General features: G+C 74.8%; 20 protein-coding genes. 7 read left to right on the forward strand and 13 right to left on the reverse strand.

Annotated elements, in window-relative coordinates; genetic code table 11:
- Window positions 1-446: 446 nt before the first annotated feature.
- The 8 genes from AC07D6_RS21235 to AC07D6_RS21270 all read right to left on the reverse strand — a co-directional run bounded on the left by AC07D6_RS21235 (window position 447) and on the right by AC07D6_RS21270 (window position 11,353).
- Window positions 447-1,973 carry an ABC1 kinase family protein gene (locus AC07D6_RS21235; RefSeq protein ID WP_479046530.1) on the reverse strand — a complete coding sequence of 509 codons (1,527 nt, stop codon included), beginning with the start codon at window positions 1,971-1,973 and terminating at the stop codon, window positions 447-449.
- Between the two features lie 16 nt (window positions 1,974-1,989).
- Window positions 1,990-3,396, reverse strand: coding sequence for a wax ester/triacylglycerol synthase domain-containing protein (locus AC07D6_RS21240; protein WP_479046532.1), 1,407 nt, complete (start codon window positions 3,394-3,396; stop codon window positions 1,990-1,992).
- A 9-nt stretch (window positions 3,397-3,405) separates the two neighbouring features.
- Window positions 3,406-4,017, reverse strand: coding sequence for a hypothetical protein (locus AC07D6_RS21245; RefSeq protein ID WP_479046534.1), 612 nt, complete (start codon window positions 4,015-4,017; stop codon window positions 3,406-3,408).
- A 113-nt stretch (window positions 4,018-4,130) separates the two neighbouring features.
- Window positions 4,131-6,635: an SDR family oxidoreductase gene (locus AC07D6_RS21250; RefSeq protein WP_479046536.1), complete on the reverse strand. Its 2,505-nt coding sequence runs from the start codon at window positions 6,633-6,635 to the stop codon at window positions 4,131-4,133.
- Between the two features lie 2 nt (window positions 6,636-6,637).
- Complete coding sequence (locus AC07D6_RS21255; protein ID WP_479046539.1) at window positions 6,638-9,019, reverse strand: beta-ketoacyl synthase N-terminal-like domain-containing protein; 2,382 nt, start codon at window positions 9,017-9,019, stop codon at window positions 6,638-6,640.
- On the reverse strand, window positions 9,016-9,267 hold the full coding sequence (locus tag AC07D6_RS21260) for an acyl carrier protein (protein WP_479046541.1): 252 nt from the start codon (window positions 9,265-9,267) through the stop codon (window positions 9,016-9,018). The genes AC07D6_RS21255 and AC07D6_RS21260 overlap by 4 nt, the downstream gene beginning before the upstream one ends.
- Window positions 9,243-10,247: an ACP S-malonyltransferase gene (locus tag AC07D6_RS21265; protein ID WP_479046543.1), complete on the reverse strand. Its 1,005-nt coding sequence runs from the start codon at window positions 10,245-10,247 to the stop codon at window positions 9,243-9,245. Before AC07D6_RS21265 ends, AC07D6_RS21260 begins: the two co-directional genes overlap by 25 nt.
- Window positions 10,248-10,249: 2 nt before the next feature.
- Window positions 10,250-11,353, reverse strand: coding sequence for an NAD(P)-dependent alcohol dehydrogenase (locus AC07D6_RS21270; protein WP_479046545.1), 1,104 nt, complete (start codon window positions 11,351-11,353; stop codon window positions 10,250-10,252).
- Between the two features lie 295 nt (window positions 11,354-11,648).
- On the opposite strand from AC07D6_RS21270, the gene AC07D6_RS21275 reads away from it, so the two are divergent.
- From AC07D6_RS21275 to AC07D6_RS21290, 4 genes are all read left to right on the forward strand, one after another.
- On the forward strand, window positions 11,649-13,133 hold the full coding sequence (locus AC07D6_RS21275) for a GMC family oxidoreductase (RefSeq protein ID WP_479046548.1): 1,485 nt from the start codon (window positions 11,649-11,651) through the stop codon (window positions 13,131-13,133).
- 237 nt (window positions 13,134-13,370) lie between these two features.
- Entirely contained in the window at window positions 13,371-14,144 is a 774-nt protein-coding gene (locus AC07D6_RS21280; RefSeq protein ID WP_479046550.1) for an alpha/beta fold hydrolase, read from the forward strand.
- A 322-nt stretch (window positions 14,145-14,466) separates the two neighbouring features.
- Window positions 14,467-14,931: an NUDIX hydrolase gene (locus AC07D6_RS21285; protein ID WP_479046553.1), complete on the forward strand. Its 465-nt coding sequence runs from the start codon at window positions 14,467-14,469 to the stop codon at window positions 14,929-14,931.
- Between the two features lie 320 nt (window positions 14,932-15,251).
- Window positions 15,252-17,450, forward strand: a complete 2,199-nt coding sequence (locus tag AC07D6_RS21290) for a S9 family peptidase (protein WP_479046556.1) — start codon at window positions 15,252-15,254, stop codon at window positions 17,448-17,450.
- Window positions 17,451-17,853: 403 nt separating this feature from the next.
- Here AC07D6_RS21290 and AC07D6_RS21295 read toward each other — a convergent pair whose 3' ends face one another.
- Window positions 17,854-18,759: a LysR family transcriptional regulator gene (locus AC07D6_RS21295; RefSeq protein WP_315878224.1), complete on the reverse strand. Its 906-nt coding sequence runs from the start codon at window positions 18,757-18,759 to the stop codon at window positions 17,854-17,856.
- A 74-nt stretch (window positions 18,760-18,833) separates the two neighbouring features.
- Here AC07D6_RS21295 and AC07D6_RS21300 point away from each other — a divergent pair, with 74 nt between their 5' ends.
- On the forward strand, window positions 18,834-19,865 hold the full coding sequence (locus tag AC07D6_RS21300; RefSeq protein WP_479046559.1) for a DMT family transporter: 1,032 nt from the start codon (window positions 18,834-18,836) through the stop codon (window positions 19,863-19,865).
- On the opposite strand, the gene AC07D6_RS21305 is transcribed toward AC07D6_RS21300, so the two are convergent.
- Window positions 19,856-21,190, reverse strand: coding sequence for an aminotransferase class I/II-fold pyridoxal phosphate-dependent enzyme (locus tag AC07D6_RS21305; RefSeq protein ID WP_479046561.1), 1,335 nt, complete (start codon window positions 21,188-21,190; stop codon window positions 19,856-19,858). The two genes, AC07D6_RS21300 and AC07D6_RS21305, sit on opposite strands and share 10 nt — an antisense overlap.
- 35 nt (window positions 21,191-21,225) lie before the next feature.
- Here AC07D6_RS21305 and AC07D6_RS21310 point away from each other — a divergent pair, with 35 nt between their 5' ends.
- Entirely contained in the window at window positions 21,226-21,930 is a 705-nt protein-coding gene (locus AC07D6_RS21310; protein ID WP_479046564.1) for a pyridoxamine 5'-phosphate oxidase family protein, read from the forward strand.
- A gap of 506 nt (window positions 21,931-22,436) precedes the next feature.
- Here the strand turns inward: AC07D6_RS21310 and AC07D6_RS21315 are convergent.
- The 3 genes from AC07D6_RS21315 to AC07D6_RS21325 form a co-directional block, all read right to left on the reverse strand.
- The gene (locus AC07D6_RS21315) at window positions 22,437-23,435 is read right to left on the reverse strand and encodes an EamA family transporter (protein WP_479046566.1); all 999 of its coding nucleotides are present in this window, start codon (window positions 23,433-23,435) and stop codon (window positions 22,437-22,439) included.
- Window positions 23,436-23,476: 41 nt separating this feature from the next.
- On the reverse strand, window positions 23,477-24,100 hold the full coding sequence (locus tag AC07D6_RS21320; protein ID WP_479046568.1) for a peptidase: 624 nt from the start codon (window positions 24,098-24,100) through the stop codon (window positions 23,477-23,479).
- A gap of 225 nt (window positions 24,101-24,325) precedes the next feature.
- The gene (locus tag AC07D6_RS21325; RefSeq protein ID WP_479046570.1) at window positions 24,326-24,970 is read right to left on the reverse strand and encodes a PadR family transcriptional regulator; all 645 of its coding nucleotides are present in this window, start codon (window positions 24,968-24,970) and stop codon (window positions 24,326-24,328) included.
- A 150-nt stretch (window positions 24,971-25,120) separates the two neighbouring features.
- Between AC07D6_RS21325 and AC07D6_RS21330 the strand changes: the two genes are divergently transcribed.
- On the forward strand, window positions 25,121-25,930 hold the full coding sequence (locus tag AC07D6_RS21330; protein WP_315878231.1) for a PhzF family phenazine biosynthesis protein: 810 nt from the start codon (window positions 25,121-25,123) through the stop codon (window positions 25,928-25,930).
- The last annotated feature ends 11 nt before the right edge of the window (window positions 25,931-25,941 follow it).

Consider the following 25,941-nt stretch of genomic DNA (forward strand, 5'->3'; position numbering starts at 1 on the left):
CAGGGCCGGACGGAAGGGCCTGTCGAACGGGTGGGTCGCGCGGTGGTGCGGGGCCGGAGGGGTCCGGCCGTACGGATTCCCGCCGTGGGCGGCAGGGGCCCGCCGCCCGCGGCGCGCCCTCACGAGGACGTGGGGGAAGGGATCGGCTGGTAGGCGGGGTCCGTCCACAGGTCGCCGGGGCCAGGGTTGTCCGGGAGGGTCCGTCCGCCGAGGGCGCGCAGGACTCCCCGGGCGGCGCCGGGGCCGGAGGCCATGGCGTGGTCGCCCGTGGCTCCGTGAGGCGGAGGTGGTCGTGGTGGGTGCCGCAGGCGCGTACGTGAACGCGGCTCCGGCGGGTTGCCGCGGCCGGTGATCGTCTCGGGACGGCGACGGGTCGGCCCGCGCGGTGGGCGGTCTCGGAGCACCGGTGTGCCGGCCTGCGGGGGCGGCACCGCGGGCCGGGGCGTTCACGGCCGGCGGCGTTGTGCCGCCCGCCAGATCAGGGCGGCGAGGCCGGCCGCCTGGAGGGCTCGGCGCAGACGTGCGTCGGCCCGGTCGTCGCGCGGCGAGAGGCGCTGCTTGGCGGCGTGGGCCACCTGGAGGGTCAGGTCCTGGTGGGAGAGGTCGCGGATGATGCCGCGGATCTCGCCGGGCATGGACAGGCTGCTGATGAGCTCCTCCATCAGGGTGCGGGCGGCCTGCTGGTCCGACGAGGCTTCCCGCAGGTACGCGGCGACGATCCCGCGGACCTCCCTGCGGAAGACGTCGGTCACGGACAGCTCCGGGGCCAGGCAGCGCACGGAGCCCTCGGCGTTGGCGAAGGACTTGCCCAGGATGGAGATCGTGGAACTGGTCTGGATGCCCCGGCGGGTGGAGCTGGCGAGGACGGAGGTGAGGGCCGCGCCGAAGTTGAGCTCCTCCAGCGAGGCCGAGGCGATCTTGGGTACGAGCGCGGCCATGTCCTGGGTGAAGGCCGAGACGTCGGCCCAGGGGGTGACCTTGCCCATCTCCACCCACGCCTTGGCGAGTGCGTGGCCGTCGTTCTGGGAGAGGCTGAGCAGTCCGAGCATCAGGGACATGCTCTGCCGGCGGTCGATGTGCCCGATCATGCCCCAGTCGATGATGGTGGCCGGGCGGCCGGCGGCGACGAGGATGTTGCCCGGGTGGGGGTCGGCGTGGAAGGTCATGTCGGTGAAGTAGCCGTGGAACATGAAGGCGAGCAGTTGGTGCCCGATGGCCCGGCGCTCGTCCCGCGTGAAGCGCGCCGGGTTCGCGTCGCGGATGCTGGTGCCCGCGGCGAGGCTCTGGATGAGGACCTTGGGGGTGGCGTCGAGCGGTCGGGGAACGGTGACGAGACTGAAGCGGCGGGCGGCGACGCGGGCCCGGTCCATGTTGCGGGCCTCCAGGGTGAAGTCGAGTTCGGGTCGCATGGCGTCGAACACGACCCCGAGCATGGCCTCGACGTCGATGGTGGCGTTGAACGTCGGTGCCCGCCTGGCGAAGAAGCGCGCCAGGCGGCGCAGCGTCCTCATGTCCTGTTCCATCAGGGGGCGGATCCCGGGCCTTTGGATCTTGACCGCCACCCGGCGCCCGTCGGTCAGCGTCGCGGCGTGGACCTGGGCCAGGGAGGCGGTGCCGAGGGGGCGTTCGGTGTCGAAGCGGCGGAATCGGCGGTGCCAGGTGCGGCCGAGGCTCTCTTCGAGTACGGGTTCGAGCAGGTGGAAGGGGAGCGCGGCGGCGCGGTCGTGGAGGTGTTCCAGTTCCTTGGCGATGGGGGCGGCGATGATGTCGGGGCGGGTCGACAGGACCTGGCCCACCTTCATGTAGAGCGGTCCGAGCGCCTCGAACGCCTCCCGTACGGCCACCGCGTGGGCCGCTTCCCCGGTGGTTCCCCCCGCCACCGCACCGGCTGTCCCGGGAGTCTCCTTCCGGACCGACGCGTGGACGATGTGGTAGGCGATCCGGGCGAGCAGGCGGGAGCGCGCGAGGTTCACCGATCGGACCGCCCGGTCATCGCCCGGTCTCCCCGCCGCCGGCCGGGCGGGAACCTGCCGGGTCGGCCAGTTCCTTGACGGCCTGGCAGATGTGGCGGGCGACGAGGTGCGAGTCGGGGATCACGGTGGGGTCGATGTTGACGGCGATGTGGCAGGTGTCCCGGTACGACATGAGGGTGACGGTGACGGCCGAGCCGAGGGTGGGGGCGATGGCGTAGATCTCGCTGACGCGGTGGCCGCCGATCGACGCCGCGGACGTCGGGCCCGGCATGTTGCTGACCACGAACTCGTGGGTGGCGCACAGGCGCAGGAACACCGCTTCGAAGAGGGACCGCGGCACCAGGGGGCACAGCCGGGCGATGGCGCCCATCCAGTCGGCGGAGTCGTGGTGGTAGCTGTCGCGTACGGCACGCCGGACGGCGCGGATGCGGGCGGGGACGTCGGGGAGTTCGGCGCGGACCGCGAACCGGACGATGAACCAGTGGTTGCCCTGGCCGCGCGGGTCGTGCGCCGTCGCCCGGGGCGGGCGGCCGTAGGGCGAGAAGACGCGCATGCGGCGGCGCCGTACGCCGTGGTGCGCGTTGTAGCGGCGGCAGCCCTCCGTGACGGCGGCGACGAGCGCGTCGTGGACGGTGCCCCCGGACGCGGCGGCGAGCCGCTTGACGGCCGGCAGGGGGACCGTGGTGGTGAAGAAGTGCCGGCGGAACTGGGCGCCCGCCTCCGGTACGGGGTGCGGGAGGTCGAGCATGTCGAGGGTGGCCCGGCCCAGGAAGCGCGCGGCCTTGAGGAGGCGGCGGCCTCGGGGGGAAGGCGGTACGGCCCGTTCCTCCCGCGGCAGGGGGGCCTCCGGCCGGGGCATGGGGCTGACCACCTGCCACGGGTCTCCGGCCGCCGGGGTTCCCCGGGTGCGGGGAGCGCTCGCCGCGGCGGCCTGCCGCAGGAAGATCTCGCGCAGCCGGATGCCGTCGGCGATGCTGTGGGAGATCTTCAGTACGTAGGCGGTCCTGCCCTCCTCCAGGCCGGAGAGGAGGTAGCCGTTCCACGGCGACCGGCCCTGGGGGAACGGGATCTCGGCCAGGACCTCGGCCGTGTCGAAGACGTCCCGCCGGGTGCCCCTGCCGCCCACCTCCACGCGCTGGAGGTGGTGAGCGAGGGAGAAGTCCTCGTCCGGGACCCAGCGCGGCCGCCCACCGGGGCCGCGGCCGGGGACCACCCGGCCGCGCAGACGGGGCATCGCGGCGCAGAGCCCTTCGTGCCAGGCGGTGAACGCCTCCCAGGGCACGGCGTCCTCGAAGAACAGGACGACGACGATGATGGGCCGGGCCCGCCGTCCGGACTCCAGGCGCCAGACCATGTGGTCCTTGGCGCTCATCTCGTCCGCTTCGGGCGTGCCCGGGGGAAATCGGGTGGTGTCGGTGGCCACGGGCGCTCCTCAGTCGGTCCGTTCGGATTCCTGGCGGGCCATGGGACCCCAGGGGAATCTCCTGCCGCGGCGGCGGTGTCCGTGGCAGTCGCCGTCGCGGTCGTCCGCGCACCGGCAGGGGACGCGGCGGCGGCGCTCGCCCCGCCCGTCGCAGCGGCACTCGTCGTCGCGGCAGCCGTCGGGGAGCTCCCACCAGCGGTCCGCGCACCGGCACGGGTCGCAGCGCCGCTCGTCGCACGGGTCGCGGCGCCGGTCGTCACACGGGTCGGGGAGCCGGTCGTCGCACGGGTCGCGACGCCGGTCGTCACACGGGTCGGGGCGCTCGCCACAACGGCACCTGCGGCGCCGGCGGCGCTCCCGCCGCTCGCAGCACCGGGGCTCCCGCCGCCCGCACCGGCAGTCGTCGCGGCGGTCGCACCAGGGATCGTCCCAGTCGAACTCCTCGGCCTCCTCCCACCGGATGTCGTCGCGTCGGCGGCACCGTTCTCCGGGCCGCTCCTCGCAGCCCCGGCAGGTGATTCCGTAGCGCGTCTCGTAGCCGCTGAGCACCTCGCCGACGATCTCCTGGACGCCGTCCAGCATGTCGGCCACGGCGCGGCCGAGCCCTGCGGTTCTGTACACGGGTTCCTCCTTGTCCTCGTTGCGCGTTGCTCGCTCGTGGTGGGTTGCGCGTTGCTCGTTCGTGGTGGCGGGGGCCGGCCACCGTCCGGGTTTCCGGGGTGGCGGCTCGTGGTTCAGGCCAATTCCAAGCCCTCGATCCGCACCAGCACGCGGGTCCCCCGCGCGGTGGTCTCGGCGGCGTGGGCGTGGTGGCGGTCGGGGGAGGCGGCGAGGGTGATGTCCGCGCCGCCGGTGGCGAGGGCGTGGTCGTTGGCGGGGCCGTCCGAAAGGCGGATGCTGCGGATGGCACGGGGGGTGGCCAGGCGTCCGGGCGCGACGAAGCACGCCGTCTGCAGTGCCGCGTCCATCACGAGCCAGCAGGTCGCCATCCGCGCGAAGTGCCGGGGATCCTGTCCCGCGAGGTCGAGGTGGCACCGGGCGTGTACCCCGTCCTGGTCGAGGTGGGAGAGACGGACGTGGTCGAAGGGCCGCGCCAGGCGGGCGGCGGCGCCGCGGCGCGGCGGGCGGCCACCGTGCGGCACGGAACCGGGCGACCCGGGGCCGGGCAGCGCGGGGTGGGGCGGCACGGAACTGGGTGACGCGGGACCGGGCGACCCGGCGGGCGACCCGGCACTGGGCGACGCGGGACCGGGTGAGGTGGGCGGCAGCGCTCGGCGCGCGCCGAGGACGACGTCGGCGGAGAAGTGCAGGCCCGGCCGGGGTCGTGGCGGAGCCGTCGGCAGGGCGACGCTCCGGATCTCGGTGCGCACCAGGCCCTGGCCGCCTGGGCGGGGCAGGTAGGTGGCGTGCAGCTCGTACCGGGTGTGGCGGGGGGTGACGGCAATGGGTGCGTGGAAGCGGACCCGGGTGACCTCGCTCGCCGTCGTCCCCGGGAGGAGGCGTCCGGCGGACGCGACGGCGAGTTCGACGGCGAGCGCCCCGGGCACCAGCGCGGTGCCGTTGCGTTGGTGCCCCAGCAGGTAGGAGTACGGGCGCAGGTCGATCGGCCACACCGCGGAGGTGGCGGGTTCGCCGAGGGAGAGCCGCGTCGGCGAGTCGAGGAAGGCGAACGCGGGCCGCCGCAGGGCCAGTCCGGGGCAGTGTCCGTCGATGGTGCGCCGCTCGGGCGGTCCGAGGAAGATCGGTACGGCGTTCCCGAGCCCGGGCGGCGCGGTGAGCTCCGCCGTGAACAGCCGTCGGCCTTCGGCGTCGTCGAGGAGGCTCAGGCGCCCGGTGCGACGGGTCAGGTCGGTGAAGCCGGAGCGCGGTCCCAGTCCGGAGTCGCCCCACATCGTCCAGGCGAGCGCCCGTTCGTCGTGTCCCCGCAGCACTTCGTAGCGGGCCGCCGCGTTGAGGGTGTCGTTGGCCGGGCCGTAGTCGCACTCGCCGGGCAGGCCGAGCACCCCGGCGATGGAGCTGAAGGTGCACCACGTCGCCGGACCGGGGCTGCCGAAGGCGGCTTTGAGGTGGTGGTAGCCGTCGACCTTGACGGCCCGCACCTCCCGGAACGCGGTGAGGGACTTGGTCCGCAGCGCCCGCGCCCTGCCGATGCCGGCGGCGTGGATCAGCAGGTCCACGCGGCCGCTGGTGCGGTGGATCCGTTCCGCCGCCGCCCGCACCGCCGCCGGGTCGGTCACGTCGCACGTCAGGTAGTGCACCCGGGTGCCGCCGCAGCGGCGGCGCAGTGCGGCCAGGGTGTCCAGGGCCCGCCGGGTGTGGCGCAACCGGTCCCACTCCGCGCCGGCCTCGGTGACCGGCAGCCCCGGCGAGTCGGTGAGCCGCCGGCGCAGGTACTCCACGCGGCCGGTGTCGCCGAGCTCCCGTGCCCGGTCGGCGAGGGCGGCCACCGGGGTGCTGCCCAGCAGCCACACCACGGGACGTGCCCGGGCCGTCAGGCCGCGCAGCGCGGTGGCGGTGATGCCGCGGGCCCCGCCCACGGCCACGATGACGGTGTCGTCCGCGACGGGGTCCCGGTGCGGCGGTACGGGAAGCGGCGCCGGAACCAGGCGTTCGGCACCGCGTGCTCCCCCGCGGTAGTACCCCACCGGCAGTCCGCCGGTCGCGCCGGACTCGTGGGCGAGTTCGTCCAGCGCGGTCTCCAGGCGCGGGCTGTCGGTGACGACGGCGTACGCGCGGGTGCCGGGCAGTTCCCAGGACGCGCACTTCACGAAGCCGGTGAGGAGGGCCGCGTGCGGGTGCGGCACGCCGCCGCGCAGCGGGTCGAGGACCAGGGCGGCCAGCGAGGAGCCGTCCGGGCGGGCGGCGGAGAGGTGCTTGCCGGCCAGGAAGAGCAGTTCCTGCAGGGTCAGCAGGGGCTGCCCGGGCGGCTGCGGCCAAGGTGCGGTGCGCAGGTCGGTGAGCGCGCGGACGTGCCGGAGCGGACGACGTCCCGCGGCGCCGGGCCGCCGGTCCCACAGGGCGCCGACGGCCCCCTCCTCCGCGCGGGGCAGGTGGGTGACCCCCGGTCCGGCGGGGACGGTGCACACCACGAGCGGCGGGGACGGCAGGGGCAGGGCGGCCACGTACGCCGCGAGGCGGGGATCGTCGGTGAGGACCGCGGTGTCGGGTGCGAGGGGCGGGATCCCGGGCCGGGTGCGGCACACGGGTGCGGGGGTGAGGACCGTGAGGTGTCGTTCCATGGTCACCTGCTCCTCGGGGGCGTCGCGGCCGTCCGCCGCTCCACGGTGACCGCCGGGGCGTACCGGCCCGATGTCACCAGGTGCGGGCCCGGTGCCGCGCCGAGGGCGGCCCGCAGCACGGCGATGGTGCCGTCGGCCGCCAGGTAGGTGGGGCGGGGCGGGGGAACGTCGGCGTACGGCGTCGGCGGCAGCAGGCTGGTGCGCAGCGTTGCGATCCGCGGCCAGCCCCGGCTCTCGGCGGTGCTGTGCCGTGCGAGCACCAGCAGGAACAGTCCCTGCGCGACGTCGGAGGCGTCGACGCCGAGCGCGTGCGAGACCGTCTCCGGCGGTGCGGTGCTGCAACCGAGCACCAGGGCGAGGTCCAGGTCCGCGGTGCGCAGGTGGTCGGCGGCCACGTGGACGGCGGCGAGGCCGGAGTCCGGGCCGCTGTCGAGCATCATGGTCGGGCCGTGCAGGTCGTACCGGTTGGCGATCCAGCCGAGGGCGACACTGGGCATGCGGCCGGCCAGGGTGTAGGGGCCGATCGGGGCGGTGCGTTCGGCGTGTGCGGCGAAGAACCTCGTCGCCGCTTCGGCGTCTTCGGCGTCTTCACCGCTTTCACCGCCTTCGCCGCCGGTCAGCCGCCGGGTCAGCCGGGTGCGGAAGCACCGCACCGTGGAGTCGGCGGCCAGCCGGGTGGGGCCGTGATGCGCGCCGAACACGCCGGTACGCGCGCGTAGTTCCCGCCAGTCGAAGCCGGGGCGGTGCAGGCAGGAGTGGACCAGCGACAGGGCCATCAGGTGCAGCCGGTCGACCTGGGCGGCGACGCGCGGGGCCACCCGGGTCTGCTGGAACGGCGGTAGGGGGTGGGGCTCGGGGAAGTGTCGCCGTGCGGTCGGCGCGCGTCCGGCGACCAGGTTGTCGTGCACCTCCTGCCGGGTGGGCGCACCGGGCAGGAGGGCGTCCCAGTCGATCAGCGCCACCTCGTCCTCCGACCGGAGCGCGCCGGAGACCAGTCCGTCCGCGGGGCTGTCGGGGTGCTGGACGAGCAGGTGGCCGTTGATGCCGCCGAGGCCGCAGGCGAAGGCGCCGGCGACACGGCGGGCGGCACCGGTCCGGCCCTCCCCGGAAGGGGGACGAGCAGGCGGCAGCGGGTGCTCGGAGGGCCGGACCCGGACGGCGGCCGGCGTGGTGTGCTGCGGGGTGGTGAAGCACGGCTGGGCGGGTACGGCGGCACGGCGCAGCCCGTTGAGGATCTGGATCACCGAGACCACCCCGCAGGCCATCCCGGTGTGCCCGACGACGGGTTTGTCGGAGGTGACGTCCACGCCCCCCGGGTGAACGGCGGCCAGGGAACGCGCCTCGGTGGCGTCGCCGGTCACCGTGGCGGTGCCGTGCGCCACCACCCACCCGACCTGTCCCGGATCCAGGCCGTTGACGGCCAGGGCCCGCCGCATCGCGGTGATCTGGCCCTCGGACCGGGGAGCGAAGATCGCCTTGCCGCTGCCGTCGGACGCGCCGCCGAACCCGGCCAGTACGCCGTGGATCTCGTCGCCGTCGCGCCGGGCCCGCTCCAGGAGCTTGAGGACCACCACCGCGGCGCCGTCGGAGAAGGCGGTCCCGTCGGCGTGCGCGTCGAACGCCCGGACGTGTCCGCTCGGTGTCAGGGCGCCCATCTTGGCGAAGTAGACCTGCCGCAGCGGCCCGTGGGAGCTGACCCCGCCGCAGACCGCGACGTCGGTCTCCCCGGCCAGCAGGTGCCGGACCCCCAGGTCGACGGCGTACAGCCCGGCGGGGCAGATGTTGTCGACGACGAGCACCGGGGTGCCGTCCGGGACGACGCCCCGCATCGCGCGGCGGGCCAGGGCGTGCGGCTGGTAGTGGTGGTGGGGAAGCGCCGCGCTGGGGTCGGCCGCCTCCAGCCGGTCCCGCACCCGGACACGGGCCGTCTCGTGGTCGCCCGGCAGGTAGCGGGCGATTCCGGTGGCCGCCAGGTCGGCGGCGAGCGCGGCGTCCCATTCGTGGCTGGCCTCGGTGGTCGCGGCCAGGAAGAGGGCGAACCGGCTGCCGGGGGGCGCGTGCGGCGCGTCCAGCGCCTGGAGGAGGCTGTGCCGCAACCAGGCGGCTTGCAGGTCGCCCTGTCCGGGGGCGGTCCACTGCTCCTCCAGCCGGGGGTGCGGGGTGAAGGCCGTCAGTTCCCCGAAGACCCGCCCGTAGGTGCGGTCCTCGGCGTCGGGGTCCCGCGCCCAGAAGTCGTCCGGTGCGAAGCGGGTGCGCGGTTCGCGGAAGACGGGCCGGCCGCGCCGGACCAGCCTCCACAGCTCCTCCGGGTCGGCGGCCCCGGGGACCGCCAGTCCGGCTCCGACGACGGCCACCAGCGGGCGGCCGGGCGGCGACGCCCTCATGACGTCGACCGGAGGAGGTGGTCGGCGACCGACGCGGGGGTCAGGGGCGAGGGCGCGTCCGTCTCGGGCGGCAGCGTCAACTGCCAGCGTTCCGCCGCCCGTGCCAGCACCAGTTGGTGCTGGAGCGAGTCGACGCCCAGCTCCGCCTCCAGGTCGATGTCGTCGGTGACCACCTCCGGCGGGTACTCCAGTACCTGCGCGTACATCGTCTTCAGCTCGCCGATCAGTTCGTCGCGGTCAAGGGGCATGACGGTCCTCCCGTGGTCGTGCCGGCCCGGATCTCCGCGCCCGCGTCGCACAGGCGCTCGTGGGTGACCCTGGTCCGGAAGGGGGCGAAGGTTCGTGCGTCCGGGACACTGGCCTCGACCAGGTCCGACAAGGTGCGTTTCAGCCCGCACTCGACGAAGACACGGATGCCGTCGTCGTACAGGTCCCGCACCGCCCGGGCGAAGTCGACCGGGAGCACCATCTGCAACGCCAGCGTCTCGGCCAGGTCGTCACAGGGCAGGTAGGCGCGGCCCAGTACCGGTCCGTAGACCGGGCGTCCGGGTGGCCGCGTCGGCACCGGGCGGGAGGCCGCCGCGCAGCGCCGGGACACCTCGGTGAGCAGCGGGTGGTGGTGCGGGCAGGGGTCGGTGCGCAGGCGCACGGCCCGCACCCCGTCGGCCAGCGCCGCCTCCCTGACGCGGTCGATGGACCCGGCGGGCCCCGACAGCACCACCTGCTCGGGCGCGTTGACGGCGGCGATGACGACGTCCGGTTCGCGGGCGGCCAACCGGCGCGCCCGGCCACGGCTCAGCGGCAGGGCCAGCATCCGCCCGGCCGGTACGGCGTGCGCGCGGACCGCCACGATCCGTTCGCACAGCAGTCGCGCCGCGGCCGGCACCGTCAGCCCTTCCGCCGCAACCAGCGCCGCGTACTCGCCGAGGCTGTGCCCGCAGACCACGTGCTCCCGGATCCCCAGCAGGCGCCGCAGGATCCGGTGGCAGACGACCTGAGCGGCGAAGACCTCCAGGGCCCGGGTGTCGCGGCAGTCCCGCGCACCGGCGTCGGCGGCGGCCCGGGGGGCGGCCAGCAGGGCCGTGCGCACCGACGGCAGACCGTACCGCGCCGTCACCTCGTCGACCTCGGCAATGACCGGTTCGGCCACCGCTTCCGCCTCGCCGCACCCGGAGAAAGCAGCCGGGTAGAAGGCGCCGAAACCGGGGAAAAGAAATGCGGTTCCCATCTTCACCCCTGGAAAAGCAGAACCGGTTTGACGCATTTTCCGCCGGCCATGTCTTCGGCCGCCTCGTTGATCTCCTCGAACGGGTACGTCGTGATCATGCGGTCGAAGGGAAGCAGTCCCTTCCTGTGGAGACCGGCGAGCAGCGGGATGTCGACCTGGGGGACGGAGTCCCCTTCCACGATTCCCTGTACTTTCCGGCCGAACATCAACCCGGACATCTCCAGGGCGACTTCGACTCCGGGACGTGCGGCGCCGATGACGCCGCACGTGCCGCGCGTGTGGAGAACGTCGACGGCCGCCCTCAACAGGCCGGGATCGCCCGTGGCCTCGATGCTGTAGTCGAATCCCGAACCGCCGGAGACCGATCTCAGGGTTTCCGTCACGTTCGTTCGGCCCGCATCGACCACGCACGTCGCGCCGAGCTCCTCGGCCAGTCGCAAGCGGGACCGGTTCCGGCCGACCACGGCGATCGTGGAACATCCGGCGAGGGCCGCCGCCATCACCGCGCTGCACCCCACGGACCCCGACCCGAAGACGGCGATCCGGCTCCCCGCCTCGCAGCGCAGCGCCTTCAGCACCGCGCACGCCCCCGTCTGGACGCCGCACCCCAACGGTCCCAGCAGCGGCAGCGGCAGGTCGGCGGGGACTTTGACGACGCTCCGCCGCGGAGCGAGCGTGTGGGTGGCGAACGACGACTGCCCGAAGAAGAAGCCGTGGACCCGGCTCGCGCCCCACCTCAGCGACGTCGACCCGTCAGGCCGGCCGCACCCGAAGTTGCGCCCCAGGAACTCCGCGCAGTACGCGGGTACTCCCGTGCGGCAGCGCGTACACGATCCGCACGAGGCGAAGCTGAGGACGACGTGGTCGCCCGGGGACACCTCGGCCACCCCGTCCCCGACCGCCTCGACCACGCCAGCGCCCTCGTGACCGAGAACCACCGGAAAGGGAACGGGATACCAGGCGTCGCGGACGATCAGGTCGCTGTGGCACACCCCGGTCCCGACCATGCGTACCAGCACTTCGTCCGGGCCCGGGGAATCGATATCGAGTTCCCGGAAGATAAACACATCATTCGGCGCAGTGGTGACCGCTGCTCGGACCAACACGGGGTCCTCCTCGCACAGGGAAGCAACCGAGTCCGGGCGCAGCTTTTCCCAAAAAATGACCAGCGCCGCTCGGAAGCCGGGCGATAGGTGGATGCATTTCCACAGTGATACCGGAGTCATTGACATGTCAAGAAGGGCGTAACAGAATCCAGTTAGACGCCCGTCACCCTGGCGAGCAGGTGCCATCGGCACAACAGGGGCTTCCGCTTCACCGGCGTCCGCACCGCGGGCCGCACACAACTCCCCTCCTGCCGCTTTTCCGTGAACCGGCATCTTCCATCCGTAGGAGAAATCCATGAATCGTCATTCATGTGATGTGGTGATTGTCGGGGGCGGAACCGCCGGCGCCGTTCTCGCCGCCCGTCTGACCGAGGACGGACGCCGTCACGTCGTCCTGCTCGAAGCCGGCCCGGTCTTTCCCCCCGGCTCCTCCCCCCTCCCCGTCGTGTCCAGCGCCTTCATCGGCCGGGCCACCGGGTACGACTGGGGGTACGCCGCGTGCCCCGGCCGCTCTCCCCTGCCCCGCGGCAGGATGGTCGGCGGCTCCTCCGCCATGAACGGCACCGTGGCCATGCGCGCCCTGCCCGCGGACTTCGCCCGCTGGACGCGCCGGGGGATCCACGGCTGGACCTGGTCGGACGTCCTGCCCGACTACATACGCCTCGAACACGCCGACGCCCCGTGCACGGCACACAGGGGCCACAACGGCCCCGTTCCCGTACACCAGTTGCACCGGAGCGAACTCAGCCGCGTCCAGGCCGGCTTCCTGTCCGCCGCGCGCCGGCTCGGCTACCGGGCGGCCGACTTCAACGGCACCACGCCCCACGGAGCCGCTCCCTACCCCGTCAACGCCGTGCACGGCGCACGCGTCAACACCGCGATGGCGTACCTGAGCGCGGCCGTGCGCGCACGGCCGCACCTGCGCGTCGAGAGCCACGCGCTCGTCGACCGCGTCCTCCTGCGGGGCCGTCGGGTGACGGGCGTCGCGCTGGCCGACGGCCGCACGCTGCACGCCCCCGACGTCATCCTCAGCGCCGGTACGTACGGCAGCGCCGCGCTGCTGCTGCGCTCCGGCATCGGCCCGCAGCGGCACCTGCGGCAGTTGGGCATCCCCGTCGTCCAGGCGCTGCCCGTCGGCACCGCCTACCGCGACCACCCCCTCCTCCACCTGCCGTGCCTCACCTGGCCGTGGTGGGCCGGCCGACCGCGGTCGGTGGCGGCCGCTGCCGTCTGGACCGCGAGCGCGTCGGCCCCGCCCGGAGAGCTCGACCTCCACGTCGGCGTCATGCAGCCGATCACGCCCGTACCGGCCCCCTCGTTCACCCTGATCGCGGGGGTGACCCGTCCCCGGTCCCGCGGCACCATCACCCTCGCCTCACGCGATCCCCGCGCGGCCCCGCGCATCCGCCCGAGGTGGCTGACCGACGAGCGGGACCGGGAACGCATGGCCCAGGCGGTGTGCCTGGCCGGCCGCCTGACCCATACGGACCCGCTCGCCGGGATGATCGCCCGCCGCCTCTTCCCCGGCCCCGGCACGACGGCCCCCGGCCGCCTGCACCCGGCCCTCAGGGCATCGGTGCGGACGTTCCACCACCCCACCTCAAGCGCTCCGATGGGGCCCGCGGACGATCCACGGGCGGTCGTCGACGCCACCGGCCGCGTCCACGGCGTCCACGGCCTGCGCGTCGTCGACGCGTCCATCTTCCCCGACGCGCCGTCGGTGCCCGTCAACCTGACCGTGATCATGGCCGCCGAACACCTCGCCAGAGCCCTGCGCTGAGCGGACCGCCGTCCGGCCCGGGCCCTCCGGTACCGGCCCGACGAGACGGAGACCCGGCGGGAACGACGACCCGCCCGCCACCCACCGACCGCGCGGCGCCCCAGCGGGGGACCCCTACCGACGGGACCAACAGTGAAGTACGGCACTCCCCGACCGGCGGTCAGGGCCCACCGCGTGGCGGTCCACGGCGTGCGCACCCGTTTCCTCCAAACCGGACACGGCCGTCCGGTCCTCCTCGTGCACGGCGAAGGAGGCGTCGCGGAGAACTGGTGCGACGTGATGACGGGACTCGCCCGCCACTACCGGGCCATAGCCGTCGACCTGCCCGGCAACGGCGAGAGCGACCCCACGGCATGCCCGTCCCCGGACGCCACCGCCGCGTTCCTGTGGCGGTTCCTCGACACCATCGGCATCGGGAGCGCGGCCCTCATCGGGCACTCCTTCGGTGGTGCCGTGGCCGTCCACATGGCCCTGCGGCACCCGGCACGCGTTCCCCGCCTGGTCCTGGTCGGCTCCATCGGCATGGGGCGCGCCATCCACCCCGGGCAGGTCCTCCAGGCATCGACCCCCCTCGGGGAACTCTCGCTGCTCGCCCCCGCGATCCCCCTCGGCCCGGAACTGCTCGTCACGTGGCTGTCCCTGGTCGGCACCGACCGGCCGTGGCGCCTGCCGCCGACGTGGTGGGGGCCCCAGACCAGAGCCGCCTCCTCACCGGAAGCCCTCGCCGCGGCCCTGCGCGTCCAGCGTTGCCTCCTCGGGCCCTTCGGCCAGCGGCGACTGCTCCTCGACGACCTGCGGAACCTGACCGTGCCCACGCTCGTGGTGTGGGGGGTCCGCGACCGGGTGCTGCCGTACCGGCAAGCGCTGCGCGCCTTCCGACACCTCCCCGACGCCCACCTGGCGCTGTTCCCGCACTCCGGCCACCTGCTGCCCGTGGAGTCGCCGGACGGTCTGCTCGACGTCGTGGTCCCCTTCCTGCACACGGCACCACGACGCGGGCGACGGCCCTGACCCCGTGCCCCGTGGGCGTTCTCCAAGGGGCCGTTGGCCGGGGGCGTTGTGCGGGACCGCTGATCGGGGGGCGTTGTTCGGGGCCGCTGAACGGGACCGCTGACCAGGACCGCTGATCGGGGGGCGTTGTTCGGAGGCCGTTGTGCGGGCTGGACCTCCACCACGCTGCGGTACCCCTCCTCCGACGCCTCGGCCACCCGGTCCTGACCGTCGACGCGACCAGTCTCACCCCCGAGGGGGTCGCCCGGGTGATCGCCGGCGCCGTACCGGCCCCCCGCACTACCGTCGAGGGCACCGTCACACAGCCCCAGTGAGAGAGACCATGAACGACGACACCAGGCCCGGGCCCGTCCGTCCCGTCGTGGACGTGCACGTCCTCGTCCGGCGGGGCGAGAAGCTGCTGCTGTCCCAGCGCGGCGGACCGTACGGGTACGGCCAGTGGCACGCCCCCTCCGGCAAGCTCGACCCGGGAGAGACCCCGGTCCAGGCCGCCGCGCGCGAGTTGGAGGAGGAGACCGGGCTCCGCGTCGACCCCGCCTCCCTGACCCTCCTGCACACCGTGGTCCACCACCAGGGCGACGGCACCCCGGACCGCCTGGGGTTCTTCTACGAAGCCACCGCCTACACGGGCGAGCCGGTCAACCGGGAGCCGGAGAAGTGCCTGGAGCTGGCGTGGTTCGCCGAACACGCCCTGCCCGACGCCCTGATCCCCTACCCCGCGGCCGGCCTGCACGGCAGCCTGCACGACCCCGGCGGCCTGACCTTCCACAACTGGCCGGAGAACTGACCCGCCACCCTGGGAGCCGGAGAACCGACCCGCCCCGACCGGAGCGGAGAACCGACCCGCCATCCCCGGAAGACGACGCGGCTCCCCCGCTCCCCACGGGCAGCCGCCCCCTCCTGCGGACCGCCCGTCCGCCATGGTGCCGCCGCAACCGACTCCCCCGTGTCGCGGACCCAGCACCCCTCCGGGCGGGAACCCCGTAACACGGCCGCCCAGCCCCTGTGGTGACTGCGGCGGTGGCATCTCTGCCGTGGTCCCCGCGCACGCAGGGGTGGTCCCGAGTCACGTGACGGCTGGTTCGGCGCGGCTGTCATGCTCTGACCATGACTTTTACAACCTCTCCGTTCTCCGACCCTCCCCCGGCCCCGTCGCCGGCGGCTCCCGACTTCCCCCGTGTCTTCGCGCGCACCCGGCGGTTCTCCCTGGGTGTGCCGGGCCGGTTCACGGTCTCGCCGGACGGCGCACGGGTGTTGTTCGTCCGTACGGGGTCGGGCACGGACCCGGTGGGCCGGCTGTGGCTGTTCCAGGACGGTGCGGAGCGGCTCCTCGCCGATCCGGTCGCGTTGGGCGGCGCGGGCGACGACGAGTTGCCGGAGGAGGAGAGGGTCCGGCGCGAGCGGGCCCGCGTCACGTCCTCGGGGATCACTGGGTACGCGGTGGACCGGGCGGTCCGCCTGGCGGTGTTCACGCTCGGCGGTGCCCTGTGGGCGGTGCGGACGGACGGCGGGGCGCCGTGGCGTGTGCCGACCGCCGGCCCGGCCGTGGACCCGCGGCCTTCCCCGGACGGCTCCCTCGTCGCGTACGTGACCGGCGGCGCCCTGCGCGTGGTCGGGACGGACGGCGTGGGCGACCGGCCGCTGGCCGTGCCCGAGGCGCCGGACGTGGTGTACGGCCTGGCCGAGCACGTGGCGGCCGAGTCGATGGGACGGCGGCGCGGGTACTGGTGGTCGCCGGACGGCGACGCCCTCCTGGTCGCCCGCGTCGACCAGGCGCCCGTGGCCCGCTGGTACCTGGCCGACCCGGCGGACCCGACCCGGCCGCCGCGCGTCCTGCGCTACCCGTCGGCGGGTACCGCGAACGCCGAGGTGACCGTCCATGTCGTGGCCCTCGACGGCCGGCGCGCACCGGTGCGCACGCCGGCCGAGGCGGACGCCGGGCAGCACCCGGGGGGCGCCTGGACCGACCGGCGCTTCGAGTACGTGACGGCGGCCGGGTGGGACGCGCACGGCCCGTACGTCCAGCTCCAGACCCGGGACCAGCGCACGGCCCGGGTGTTCGCCGTCGACCCGGCGACGGGCGCCGTGCGGCCGCTGCACCTGACGTGTGACGAGGCGTGGGTGGCCCTCACCCCCGGCACGCCGCTGCGCACCGCTTCCGGCGCGCCGGTCGTGGCGCACGTCCGTGACGGCGTGCGCGGGATACGCGTCGGCGGGACGGCCTCGCCGCCCGGCCTCCAGGTCCGGGAGGTGTTGGGCGCGGTCGGAGAGCGCGTCTACTTCACCGGGAGCGAGGAGCCGACCGAGACCCACGTGTGGGTGTACGACCCCGAGGACGGCGCCCCCGGCGGTACGGGCGGCCGTGCGCACGCCTGGTTCCGCCGGGTGAGCGGAGAACCGGGCGTGCACACGGCCGCGGTCGGCGGGGACACGGTGGTGCTGGAGAGCCTGAGCTGCCGGGGCCGCTCCGTGACGGTGCTGCGCGGCGGGAGACCGGCGGGCCGGATCGCGGTCCTGGCCGAAGCCCCTCCGGTCCGGCCCCGCGCCGCGCGGCTGTCGCTGGGCGAACGGGAGGTGCGCGCGCATCTGCACCTGCCGTCCTGGCACGACCCGGCGTCCCGAACGCGACTGCCGGTGCTGCTCAGCCCGTACGGCGGACCGGGAATCCAGTTGGCGGTGCGGGCGTACGGCTGGTGGAGCGCCGTCGCCCAGTGGTTCGCCGAGCAGGGGTTCGCCGTGCTGCTCGCCGATGGGCGCGGCACGCCGGGGCGGGGCCGGGACTGGGAGGTGGCGGTGCGCGGCGACCGGCTGGGGCCCGCCCTGGAGGACCAGGTGGACGCGCTGCACGCGGCGGCGGAGCGGTACCCGGCCCTGGACCTGGGGCGGGTGGCGATACGGGGCTGGTCGTACGGCGGATACCTGGCGATCGGGGCCGTCCTGCACCGCCCGGACGTGTTCCACGCCGCGGTCGCGGGCGCCGCGCCCACGGACCGGCGGTTGTACGACACGCACTGGGAGGAGCGGTTCCTGGGGCACCCCGACGTGGAGCCGGAGAACTACGCGCGGTCGTCGCTGGTGCCGCAGGCCCACCGGCTGGCCCGGCCGCTGATGCTGGTCCACGGGTTGGCGGACGACAACGTGGTGGCGGCGCACACCCTGCGGCTGTCCGCGGCGCTGCTCGCCGCGGGGAAGCCCCACACGGTGCTGCCGCTGCCGGGGGCGACACACATGGTCACGCAGGAGGAGGTGGTGGCCAATCACCTGCGGCTGGAGGCGGAGTTCCTGAAGAGGTCCCTCGGGGGGTGAGCGGCGCGCCGCTCCGGTTCGTATCCGCGGGCGGATGTCGGGAAGGGCACCGCGAACAGGTACCGCGGACGGACGCCGGGGCGGGCACCGCGTACGGGCACCGCGTACGGACATCGTGAGCGGGGCCTCGAAGAGACGGTGTGGGCGAGCGCCCCGAACGGGTGCCGGGCGGGCTCTGCGGACGGATGCCGAGACGGGCACCGCGTACCGGCACCACGTACCGGCACCGCGAACGGGCGGCGGGGACAGTCGCCGGGGCCGGCACCACGTACACCCGCACCACGTACCCGCACCGCGAACAAACGGCGGGAACGGACGCCGGGACGGGCACCACGTACCGGCATCATGAGCGGGCACCGCGAACGGGCGGCGGGGCAGGCGCCCAGGCGGGCGGCGCGGGCCGTCAGCCCCCGACGGCGGCGCCGGCCTCCCGCAGGGCCTCCACCGCCGCCCTGATGGACGGGCGCCGGTCCGCGTCCGCGCGCCACACCGCGTAGATGTGCCGCCGCATCTGCTGGCGTACGGGGACGAGGGCGACGCCTTCGGGCACGGGCCCGCGACCGAGGCGGGGCGCGACGCACACGCCGAGACCGGCTTGGATCAGCGCCAGTTGCGTGTGGTGCTCGCCGGCCAGGTGGGCGATGCGCGGCTCGATGCCCTTGGAGCGCAGGGTGAACACGAGCCAGTCGTGGCAGAACTCGCCCTCGGGCCAGGAGACCCAGTCGTCGTCGGCAAAGTCCTCCAGGTCGACCTCCGCGCGCCCGGCGAGGGGGTGGCCGGCCGGCATGGCCACGTCGGCCGCGTCGTCCAGGAGCGCGGTGTGGGCGAGCCCGCCGGGCACGGGGAGGCGCTTGTTGCTCCAGTCCAGTACCACGGCGAGGTCCACGTCCCCCCGCAGAACGTGGCGGATGCCGTGCTCGGGCTCCAGTTCGCTGCTGCGTACGCGCAGTTCGGGGTGGCCGGCGCGCAGCGTGGTGATGGCGCGGGGGAACAGGCCGCGCGCGGCGGTCGGGAAACCGGCCAGCCGCACCTCTCCCACCACCCGCCCGCGCTGGGCCTCGATGTCCGCCTGGGCGAGCGCCACGTGGGACAGGATGCGCGCCGCGTGGTCGGCGAGCAGCCGTCCGGCGTCGGTGAGCCGTACGCCCCGCCCGTTCTTCGCCACCAGTTGCTGGCCGACCTCGCGCTCCAGCTTGGCCAGTTGCTGGGAGACGGCCGAGGTCGTGACGTGCAGTCCGTCGGCGGCGCCGCTGACCGAGCCGTGCCGGGCGAGGGCGTCGAGGATCCGCAGGCGCTCCAGGTTCAACATGTAAGCGATACTAATCGAATATGAAAAGAAAATCTCACTTGTACTAAGAGGTTGTGCGGTACAGGCTGGTCACCATGAGCACAGCGACCCCGTCCCCCACCCATGCACCCCCCTCCGCTTCCTCCGCCCCCTCCGGCACGCCCCCCGCCGCCACCCCGGCCCTCGCCGCCGCCCGCGCGCCGCGCGTCGACTGGAGGGTGCGCTTCGCGGTCCTCGCCGTCGTGTGGGGCTTCAGCTTCTTGTTGATCAAGGTGGGCACGTCGGCGTACGCCCCGTTCCAGGTGACGTTCGGACGGCTGCTGTTCGGCACGCTGGTGCTCGCCGCCGCCATGGCGGTCCGGCGGACGGGGCTGCCGCGCGGCATCCGCACATGGGCGCACCTGACGGTGGCGGCGTTCTTCCTCAACGCCCTGCCGTTCTCGCTGTTCGCCTTCGCGGAGCTGACGATCCCCTCGACCCTGGCGGGCATCTGCAACGCCACCTCGCCGCTGTGGGGCATGGCCCTGTCGCTGGTCGCCCTCTCCGAGGACCGCCCGACGCGGCGGCGGGTCGCCGGACTCGGTCTCGGTTTCCTCGGCGTCCTCACGGTGCTCGGTGCCTGGCAGGGCTTCTCCGGCGTGGACGCCGCGGGGACCTCCATGGCGCTGCTCGCCTCGCTGAGCTACCCGATCGGCTGGATCTACGTGCGCCGCACGCTGGCCGGCCGCAGCGAGTCGCACCTCTCCCTGACGGGCGCGCAACTGATGCTCGCGACGGCGCAACTGGCCGTGGTGACACCGTTGTTCACCAGTTGGCCGAAGGCGTTCCCGCTGGTCCCGCTGGTGGCGGTGGTCGCGCTCGGCGCGCTGGGCACGGGCTTCGCGATGCTCGTCCAGTACGGGATCGTCTCCGAGGTCGGCCCGACGACGGGTCAGATGGTCACGTACTTCATCCCCGTCATCGCCACGGCCGCCGGGGTGACGCTGCTGGACGAGCGGCTCACCTGGAACACCCCGGTCGGCGCGCTCGTCGTGCTGGCGGGCGCGGCCCTCACGCAGAGCCGCGCCGGGACCGCGCCCCGCGTCCCCCGTCCGGAGGGGCGCGGGAGGCGGCGGGCTCAGCGGTAGGAGCGCACCGGCACCGGGCCCGTCGCCGCCGCCACGGCCGCGGCGAGGGGCTCGATGTCGGCGCCCGTCAGTTCGGACACGGTCAGCCGGACGCCGGGGGGCGACGCCAGCCGGAACCGCGCGCCCGGCGCGACCGCCCACCCGGCCTGCAGCATCCGCGCCACCACGCCGGTCTCGTCGGCCACCGGCACCCAGACGTTCATCCCGCTGCGCCCGTGCGCCTCGACGCCGCGCTCGCCCAGCGCCCCGATCAGGGCGTCGCGCCGCTGCCCGTACGAGCGTGCCACGGCCTCACGGTCGACGGCGCCGGTCTCCCAGAGGTGGACGACGGCGCGCTGGAGGAGCCGGCTCACCCAACCGGGGCCGAGCCGCTGCCGGCCGAGGACCCGGTCGACGGTGACCTCGTCGCCGGTGAACGCGGCGACCCGGACGTCCGGCCCGTACGCCTTGGCGACCGACCGGACGAACGCCCACCGGTCGGTGACCCCGCCCAGCGGGTGGAGCGGCACGTCGACGAAGCCGTGCCCGTGGTCGTCCTCGACGAGCAGCACGTCCCGGTGCCGGCCCAGCACCTCCCGCAGCCGCACGGCCCGTTCGGCGCCCACCGCGGCACCGGTCGGGTTCTGCGCCCGGTCGGTCACGACGAGCGCCCGCGCCCCGTCGTCGCGCAACGCCCGCTCGACGTCGCCCGGCAGCGGCCCGTCGTCGTCGACCCCGACGGGGACGACCCGCAGCCCCAGCGCCGGTACGAGGTCGAACACGCTGCCCCACCCGGGGTCCTCGACCGCCACCGCGTCGCCGGGCCGCAGGTGCGCGGCGAGGACGCGTTCGATGACGTCCAGCGCGCCGCTGGCCACGCCCACGGGCCCGGCCGGCACCCCGTCGGCGTCCAGCGCGGCGCGCGCGAGCCGGGCGAAGTCCTCGTCCACCGGCGGCTCCCCGTACATCACGCGCCGCGCGTCGTCGTGGCGCGCGGCGGCGGCCAGCGCCGGGCCGAGCGACGGCAGGAGGGCCGCGTCGGGGTTGCCCTTGCCCACGTTCCGCACGCCTTCGGGGGCCTCGATCCGGACGGCGTCCCGCACGGTGGTGGCCGGGCGGGGCCGCACCCGGCTCCCCCGGCGGCCGGCGGTCTCGATGACGCCCCGCTCGCGCAGGGTCCGGTACGCGGCCGCGACGGTGTTCGGATTGACCCCCAGCTCCACCGCCAACTCGCGCATCGGCGGCAGCAGTTGCCCAGGCTGAAGATCACCTGCGCCGACCGCGCGCTCCACACTGGTCGCGATCTCAGATGCGCGACGCCCACTGATCCGATAATCTCCTAGCACAAAGAAGATTATGCACTAGTACAATGGAGGCCGCAATGTCGGAGACCGTCACGTCCGCCGACCGGGCGCCGGAAGCCCGCGGCGCGTACGAACCGACCGACCTCACCGTCCCCACCCGCGGCCGCCCGAAGGCGTCGTACGACCGGGCGCTGGTCCACGCGCTGCTCGACGAGGCGTACGTCTGCCACCTGGGCTTCGTCCGCGACGGCCGCCCCGTCGTGCTGCCGACGCTGTACGGGCGGGTCGGCGAGCGCCTGTACGTCCACGGCTCGACGGGTTCGCGGCCCCTGCGCATGGCGGACGGCGGCGCCGGAGCCGACCCCGGCCTGGCCGTGTGCCTGACCGTGACCCACATCGACGGCCTGGTCCTGGCCCGCTCGGCGTTCCACCACTCGGTCAACTACCGCTCGGTCGTGGTGCACGGCACCGCCCACCAGGTCACGGACCCGGACGAGAAGCGGGCGGCGCTGGACGCCCTGGTCGACCACGTCGTCCCCGGCCGCTCGGCGGACTCCCGGCCCGCCAACGCCAAGGAGCTGGCCGCGACCGCCGTCCTCAGTCTCGACCTGGCGGAGGTGTCCGCGAAGGTCCGCACCGGCGGAGCCAACGACGACCCCGAGGACCTGTCGCTCCCCCACTGGGCCGGGGTGGTCCCGCTGACCACGCGGTACGGCACGGCGATCCCCAACGAGGACCTGGACCCGTCCGTCGCCCTGCCCGGCTACCTCGCCGCACTCTGAGGAGGCCACCCACCGCGCTCGACCACCCGCGGGACGCGGCGCAGGCGGTGGAGGGCCCGGTGAGGAAGGGGGCACCACCCGACCGACGGCACCACCTGACGAGCGGCACCACCCGACCGGCGGCTCGGCCCGGACGGGGGCTCGCCCGGACTGCGGCTCGGCCCGGACTGCGGCTCGGTCCGACCGGCGGCTCGGTCCGACAGAGGGCTCGGCCCGGACTGCGGCTCACCTAGACGGGGGGGTGGTCCGGCCCGGCAGACGGCTCGGCCCGGACGGGGGGGGTGGTCCGGCCCGGCAGAGGGGCCGGCGAGGCAGGCGGCCGGTAAGGCGCCGCTCAGATGGCTCCCGAGCGGGCCGCGGAGGCCGCGGGCCGGAAGCGACCGGCCTACGGGCACGTCCACGCAAGCGCGGCCAGAGCCCGGGACCCGGCGGACAGGACGCGGCGGCACGCGGTGGCGCCCGCCCGCCAGACCCGCCGCCGCGGGCACGCGGGCCGCGCGGGTTCCCTACGTGGCGGTCCGGGTGGCGGCGTCCCGGTCGGCGGGCGCGGGCCCGCCGTCCGCCGCGGGATCGGAGCCCGCGACGGGGCCCGAGGCGGCCTTGGGCGTGGACGACTGGGCGATGAGGGCGCCCACGAGGACGAGCGCGCCACCCACGATCTGCGGCGCCGACAGGTGTTCGCCGAGCAGCACCCACGCGAGGACGGTCGCGATGACCGCCTCCAGGCAGGCCACGACCCCGGCGACCTGCGGGGAGAGGCGGCGTACGGAGACGACCCCGGTGACGTACGCGAACACGGTCGCGACGAGCACGATCCAGCCGAGCAGCAGCCAGGCGGGCGCGGCCGTGCCACCCAGGTCGGCGGAGCCGGCGAGGACGCCCCAGTCCATGCCCCAGGGGCGGGCCACGGCGGTGAGGACGGCGGCGCCGACGAGCAGTCCGTACGCGATGACGCCGAGCGGGTCGACGGGCCGGGCCTCGTCGCCGCCCTGGTCGGACAGGACGAAGTAGCCGACCTGGCAGCAGGCGGCGCCGAGCGCGAGGGCGAGTCCGAGCACGTCGAAGCCGAGGCCGGACCACACCTCGACGACGCAGGCGAGGCCGGTGACGGCGAGGACGACGCCGAGGGCGGCGGCCCGGGTCACCGGGCGGCGCTGCACGTATCGGACCCAGCCGAGGACGAGCGCCGGGGCGAGGTACTCGATGAGCAGGGCGACGCCGACGGGGATGCGGGAGAGGGCGGCGAAGTAGAACGCCTGGACGCCCGCGACGGCGAGGAGGCCGAAGCCCGCGAGGAGGGCCGGTTCGCGGCGCAGCAGGTCGCGGTGGCGCCAGGCGACGGGCAGCATGACGAGCGCGGCGCCCGTCACCCGTAGCCACACCACGTGCAGCGGGTCGAGCCCCGCCTCGATGAGCGGCTTGGCCGCGACACCTGATCCGCCGAATGCGAACGCCGAGGCCAGGGCCAGTCCCAGGCCGGCGCTTCTCACCTGAGACGCGTGCATCGCCACATGATGACAGGCCACCGTCAGGAGCGTAAAGGCGGTCACACCTGTTGAGACGGGTGCTCGATCCGGTGCTGGGACGGGTGCTCGATCCGGGCGGCCAGCCGGGCCCTGTCGACACCGGCGCGGGCCAGTACCTGCACGGCGCGGCAGTCGGGGACGGCGGCGAGTCCGGCGAGCAGGTCGAGCGGGCGCGCCCGCGGCTCATCCCGTGCCCCTGCCCGGGCCAGGGCCGCCTCCAGCGCGGCGGACGCGGCGGGCGACCAGCCGGGCGGGTCGCCCGCCGCGACCGCCCGAAGCGGGGCGGGCACCAGGAACGGAGCGGGTACCGGAGGCGGGGCGGACCGTACCGGATCGGGCACGGGGGGCACGGCGCCGAAGTCCTCGACGGTGCCGCGCCAGCGCAGGCCGTAGCCGATGCTGCGCTGGACGAGGTAGGCGAGGACGCGGGCGGCCCGCGGCCCGCCGAGGGCGGCGCGGACGGCCGGGTCGGCCTCGACGAGCGCGTGGAGGAGGTGGGCGGTGTCGATCTGCCGGTCGCCGTCCCGCGCCGCCCTGCGCCGCGCGCCGGCGACGACGGCGGCCAGCTCGGCGGTGAGGCGGTCCTCCGTCCCGGCGCGCCGACCGGGGAGCGGGGAGGGAGAACGCGAGGTGGAGCTCTGCACCCGTCCACCTCATCAGGCGGAGGCGCCCCGGGGCATCCCCGTGAGGGAGCATGTCGCGTCCCGCCCAGGGTGGGGACGGGTCCCGCCCCCTCGTTCTCAGGGAGGAGATCGGGAAAGCCGCTCTCCGAGGGGCGCGCCGCCTTGATCGGCGCCCGGCGGGCGGGCCCGGCCCGCGGGGCGCACGCGCCGGGGGACGCGCGGCCCGGCGCCCCCGGCGGGGCGGGCTCAGTCCTCGTCGGCCAGGATGAGGTAGAGCTTCTTGCGGGCGTCGTTGATGACGCCGAGGGCCTTCTGCCGCTGTTCGGCCGAGCCCGTCTTCCACACCTGACCGAATGCCTCCAGCAGCCCGAAGCCGGCCTGCCGGATCTCGTTCATGGCCTCCCAGTCGATGCCCTTGCCGGCCTCCTCCCAGGGGGCCTCGGGGGCGGACTCCGCCTCCTCCCGCCCGCTGTCGGTGAGCGCGAAGAGCTTCTTGCCGCCCTCGCTGCGGCTCTCGATCAGCCCCTCGTCCTCCAGCAGTTGGAGGGTCGGGTAGACGGAGCCGGGGCTCGGCTTCCAGGCGCCCCCGCTGCGCTCGGCGATCTCCCGGATCATCTCGTAGCCGTGCATGGGGCGGTCCTTGAGGAGCGCCAGGATCGAGGCGCGGACGTCACCGCGTCGTGCCCTGCCGCGGCCGCCGCCGCGTCCCCGCCCGCCGAACGGTCCGCCGAAACCGGGGCCGCCACCGAAACCGGGGCCGCCGAAGCCCGGCCCGAAGGGGCCGAACGCGGCACGCCGCTCCTCGAACTCCCCGTGACCGTGGCCGTGCCGCCCGGGACCGCAGTGCCCGTGTCCCCGTCCGTGCTCATGCTCGTGATCATGTGAACGCATGACCGCACTCCTTCTATCGTTGATCTGTCGCGATGCTTCAACGATATATCGAAAGAAGTCGTTCGGCAACGGCAGTGAGCGGGTTTTCCGGTCCAGCCTCCGCACATTGGCCTTGGCCCGCGGCTTCAGCGGCCCTCTACGGTCGTCTTCATGCGGATACGTATCGTCGACGCCTTCACCGACCGCCCCTTCTCCGGCAACCCGGCGGGCGTCCTGCTCCTCGACGCCTTCCCCGACGACCCCTGGCTCCAGAAGGTCGCCGCGGAGGTCAACCTCTCCGAGACCGCCTTCGCGCACCCCCTCCCGCCCGGCGGCGGGGCCGACTGGGCGCTGCGCTGGTTCACCCCCATCACCGAGGTCGACATGTGCGGGCACGCCACACTGGCCACCGCCCACGTGCTGCGCGCCACCGGCCGGGCCACCGGCACCGTGCGCTTCGCCGCGCGCTGCGGCGTCCTCACCACGACCGCCGCCGGGGACGGCACGATCACGATGGACTTCCCCACCTCTCCGCTCACCCCGGTCGACCCGCCGGAGGGTCTCGCCGACGCGCTCGGCGCGGAGGTCGTCTCGGTCCACGACACGGCCGCCCACATCGGGGACCTCCTGGTCGAGCTGCGGGACGAGAAGGCCGTACGCGCCCTGACACCGGACCTCCCGGCGCTGGCCGGGCTGTCCGAGCGGGGCGTCATCGCCACCGCGGCGGCCGAGGACCCGGGGCGCGGCCACGACTTCGTCTCACGCTGCTTCTTCCCGCGCGTGGGCATCGACGAGGACCCGGTCACGGGCAGCGCGCACACGGCGCTGGCCCCGTTCTGGTCGGCCCGCCTCGGCCGCGCCGAGCTGACCGGGCTGCAGGGCGGCGCCCGTACCGGGATCGTGCGCACCGCGCTGCGCGGCGAGCGGACCCTGCTGACCGGTCAGGCGGTCACCGTCATCGAGGGCGACCTGCGCGTTTGAGGGCCGCCGGG

The organism is Streptomyces sp. NPDC045287, assembly GCF_056432325.1.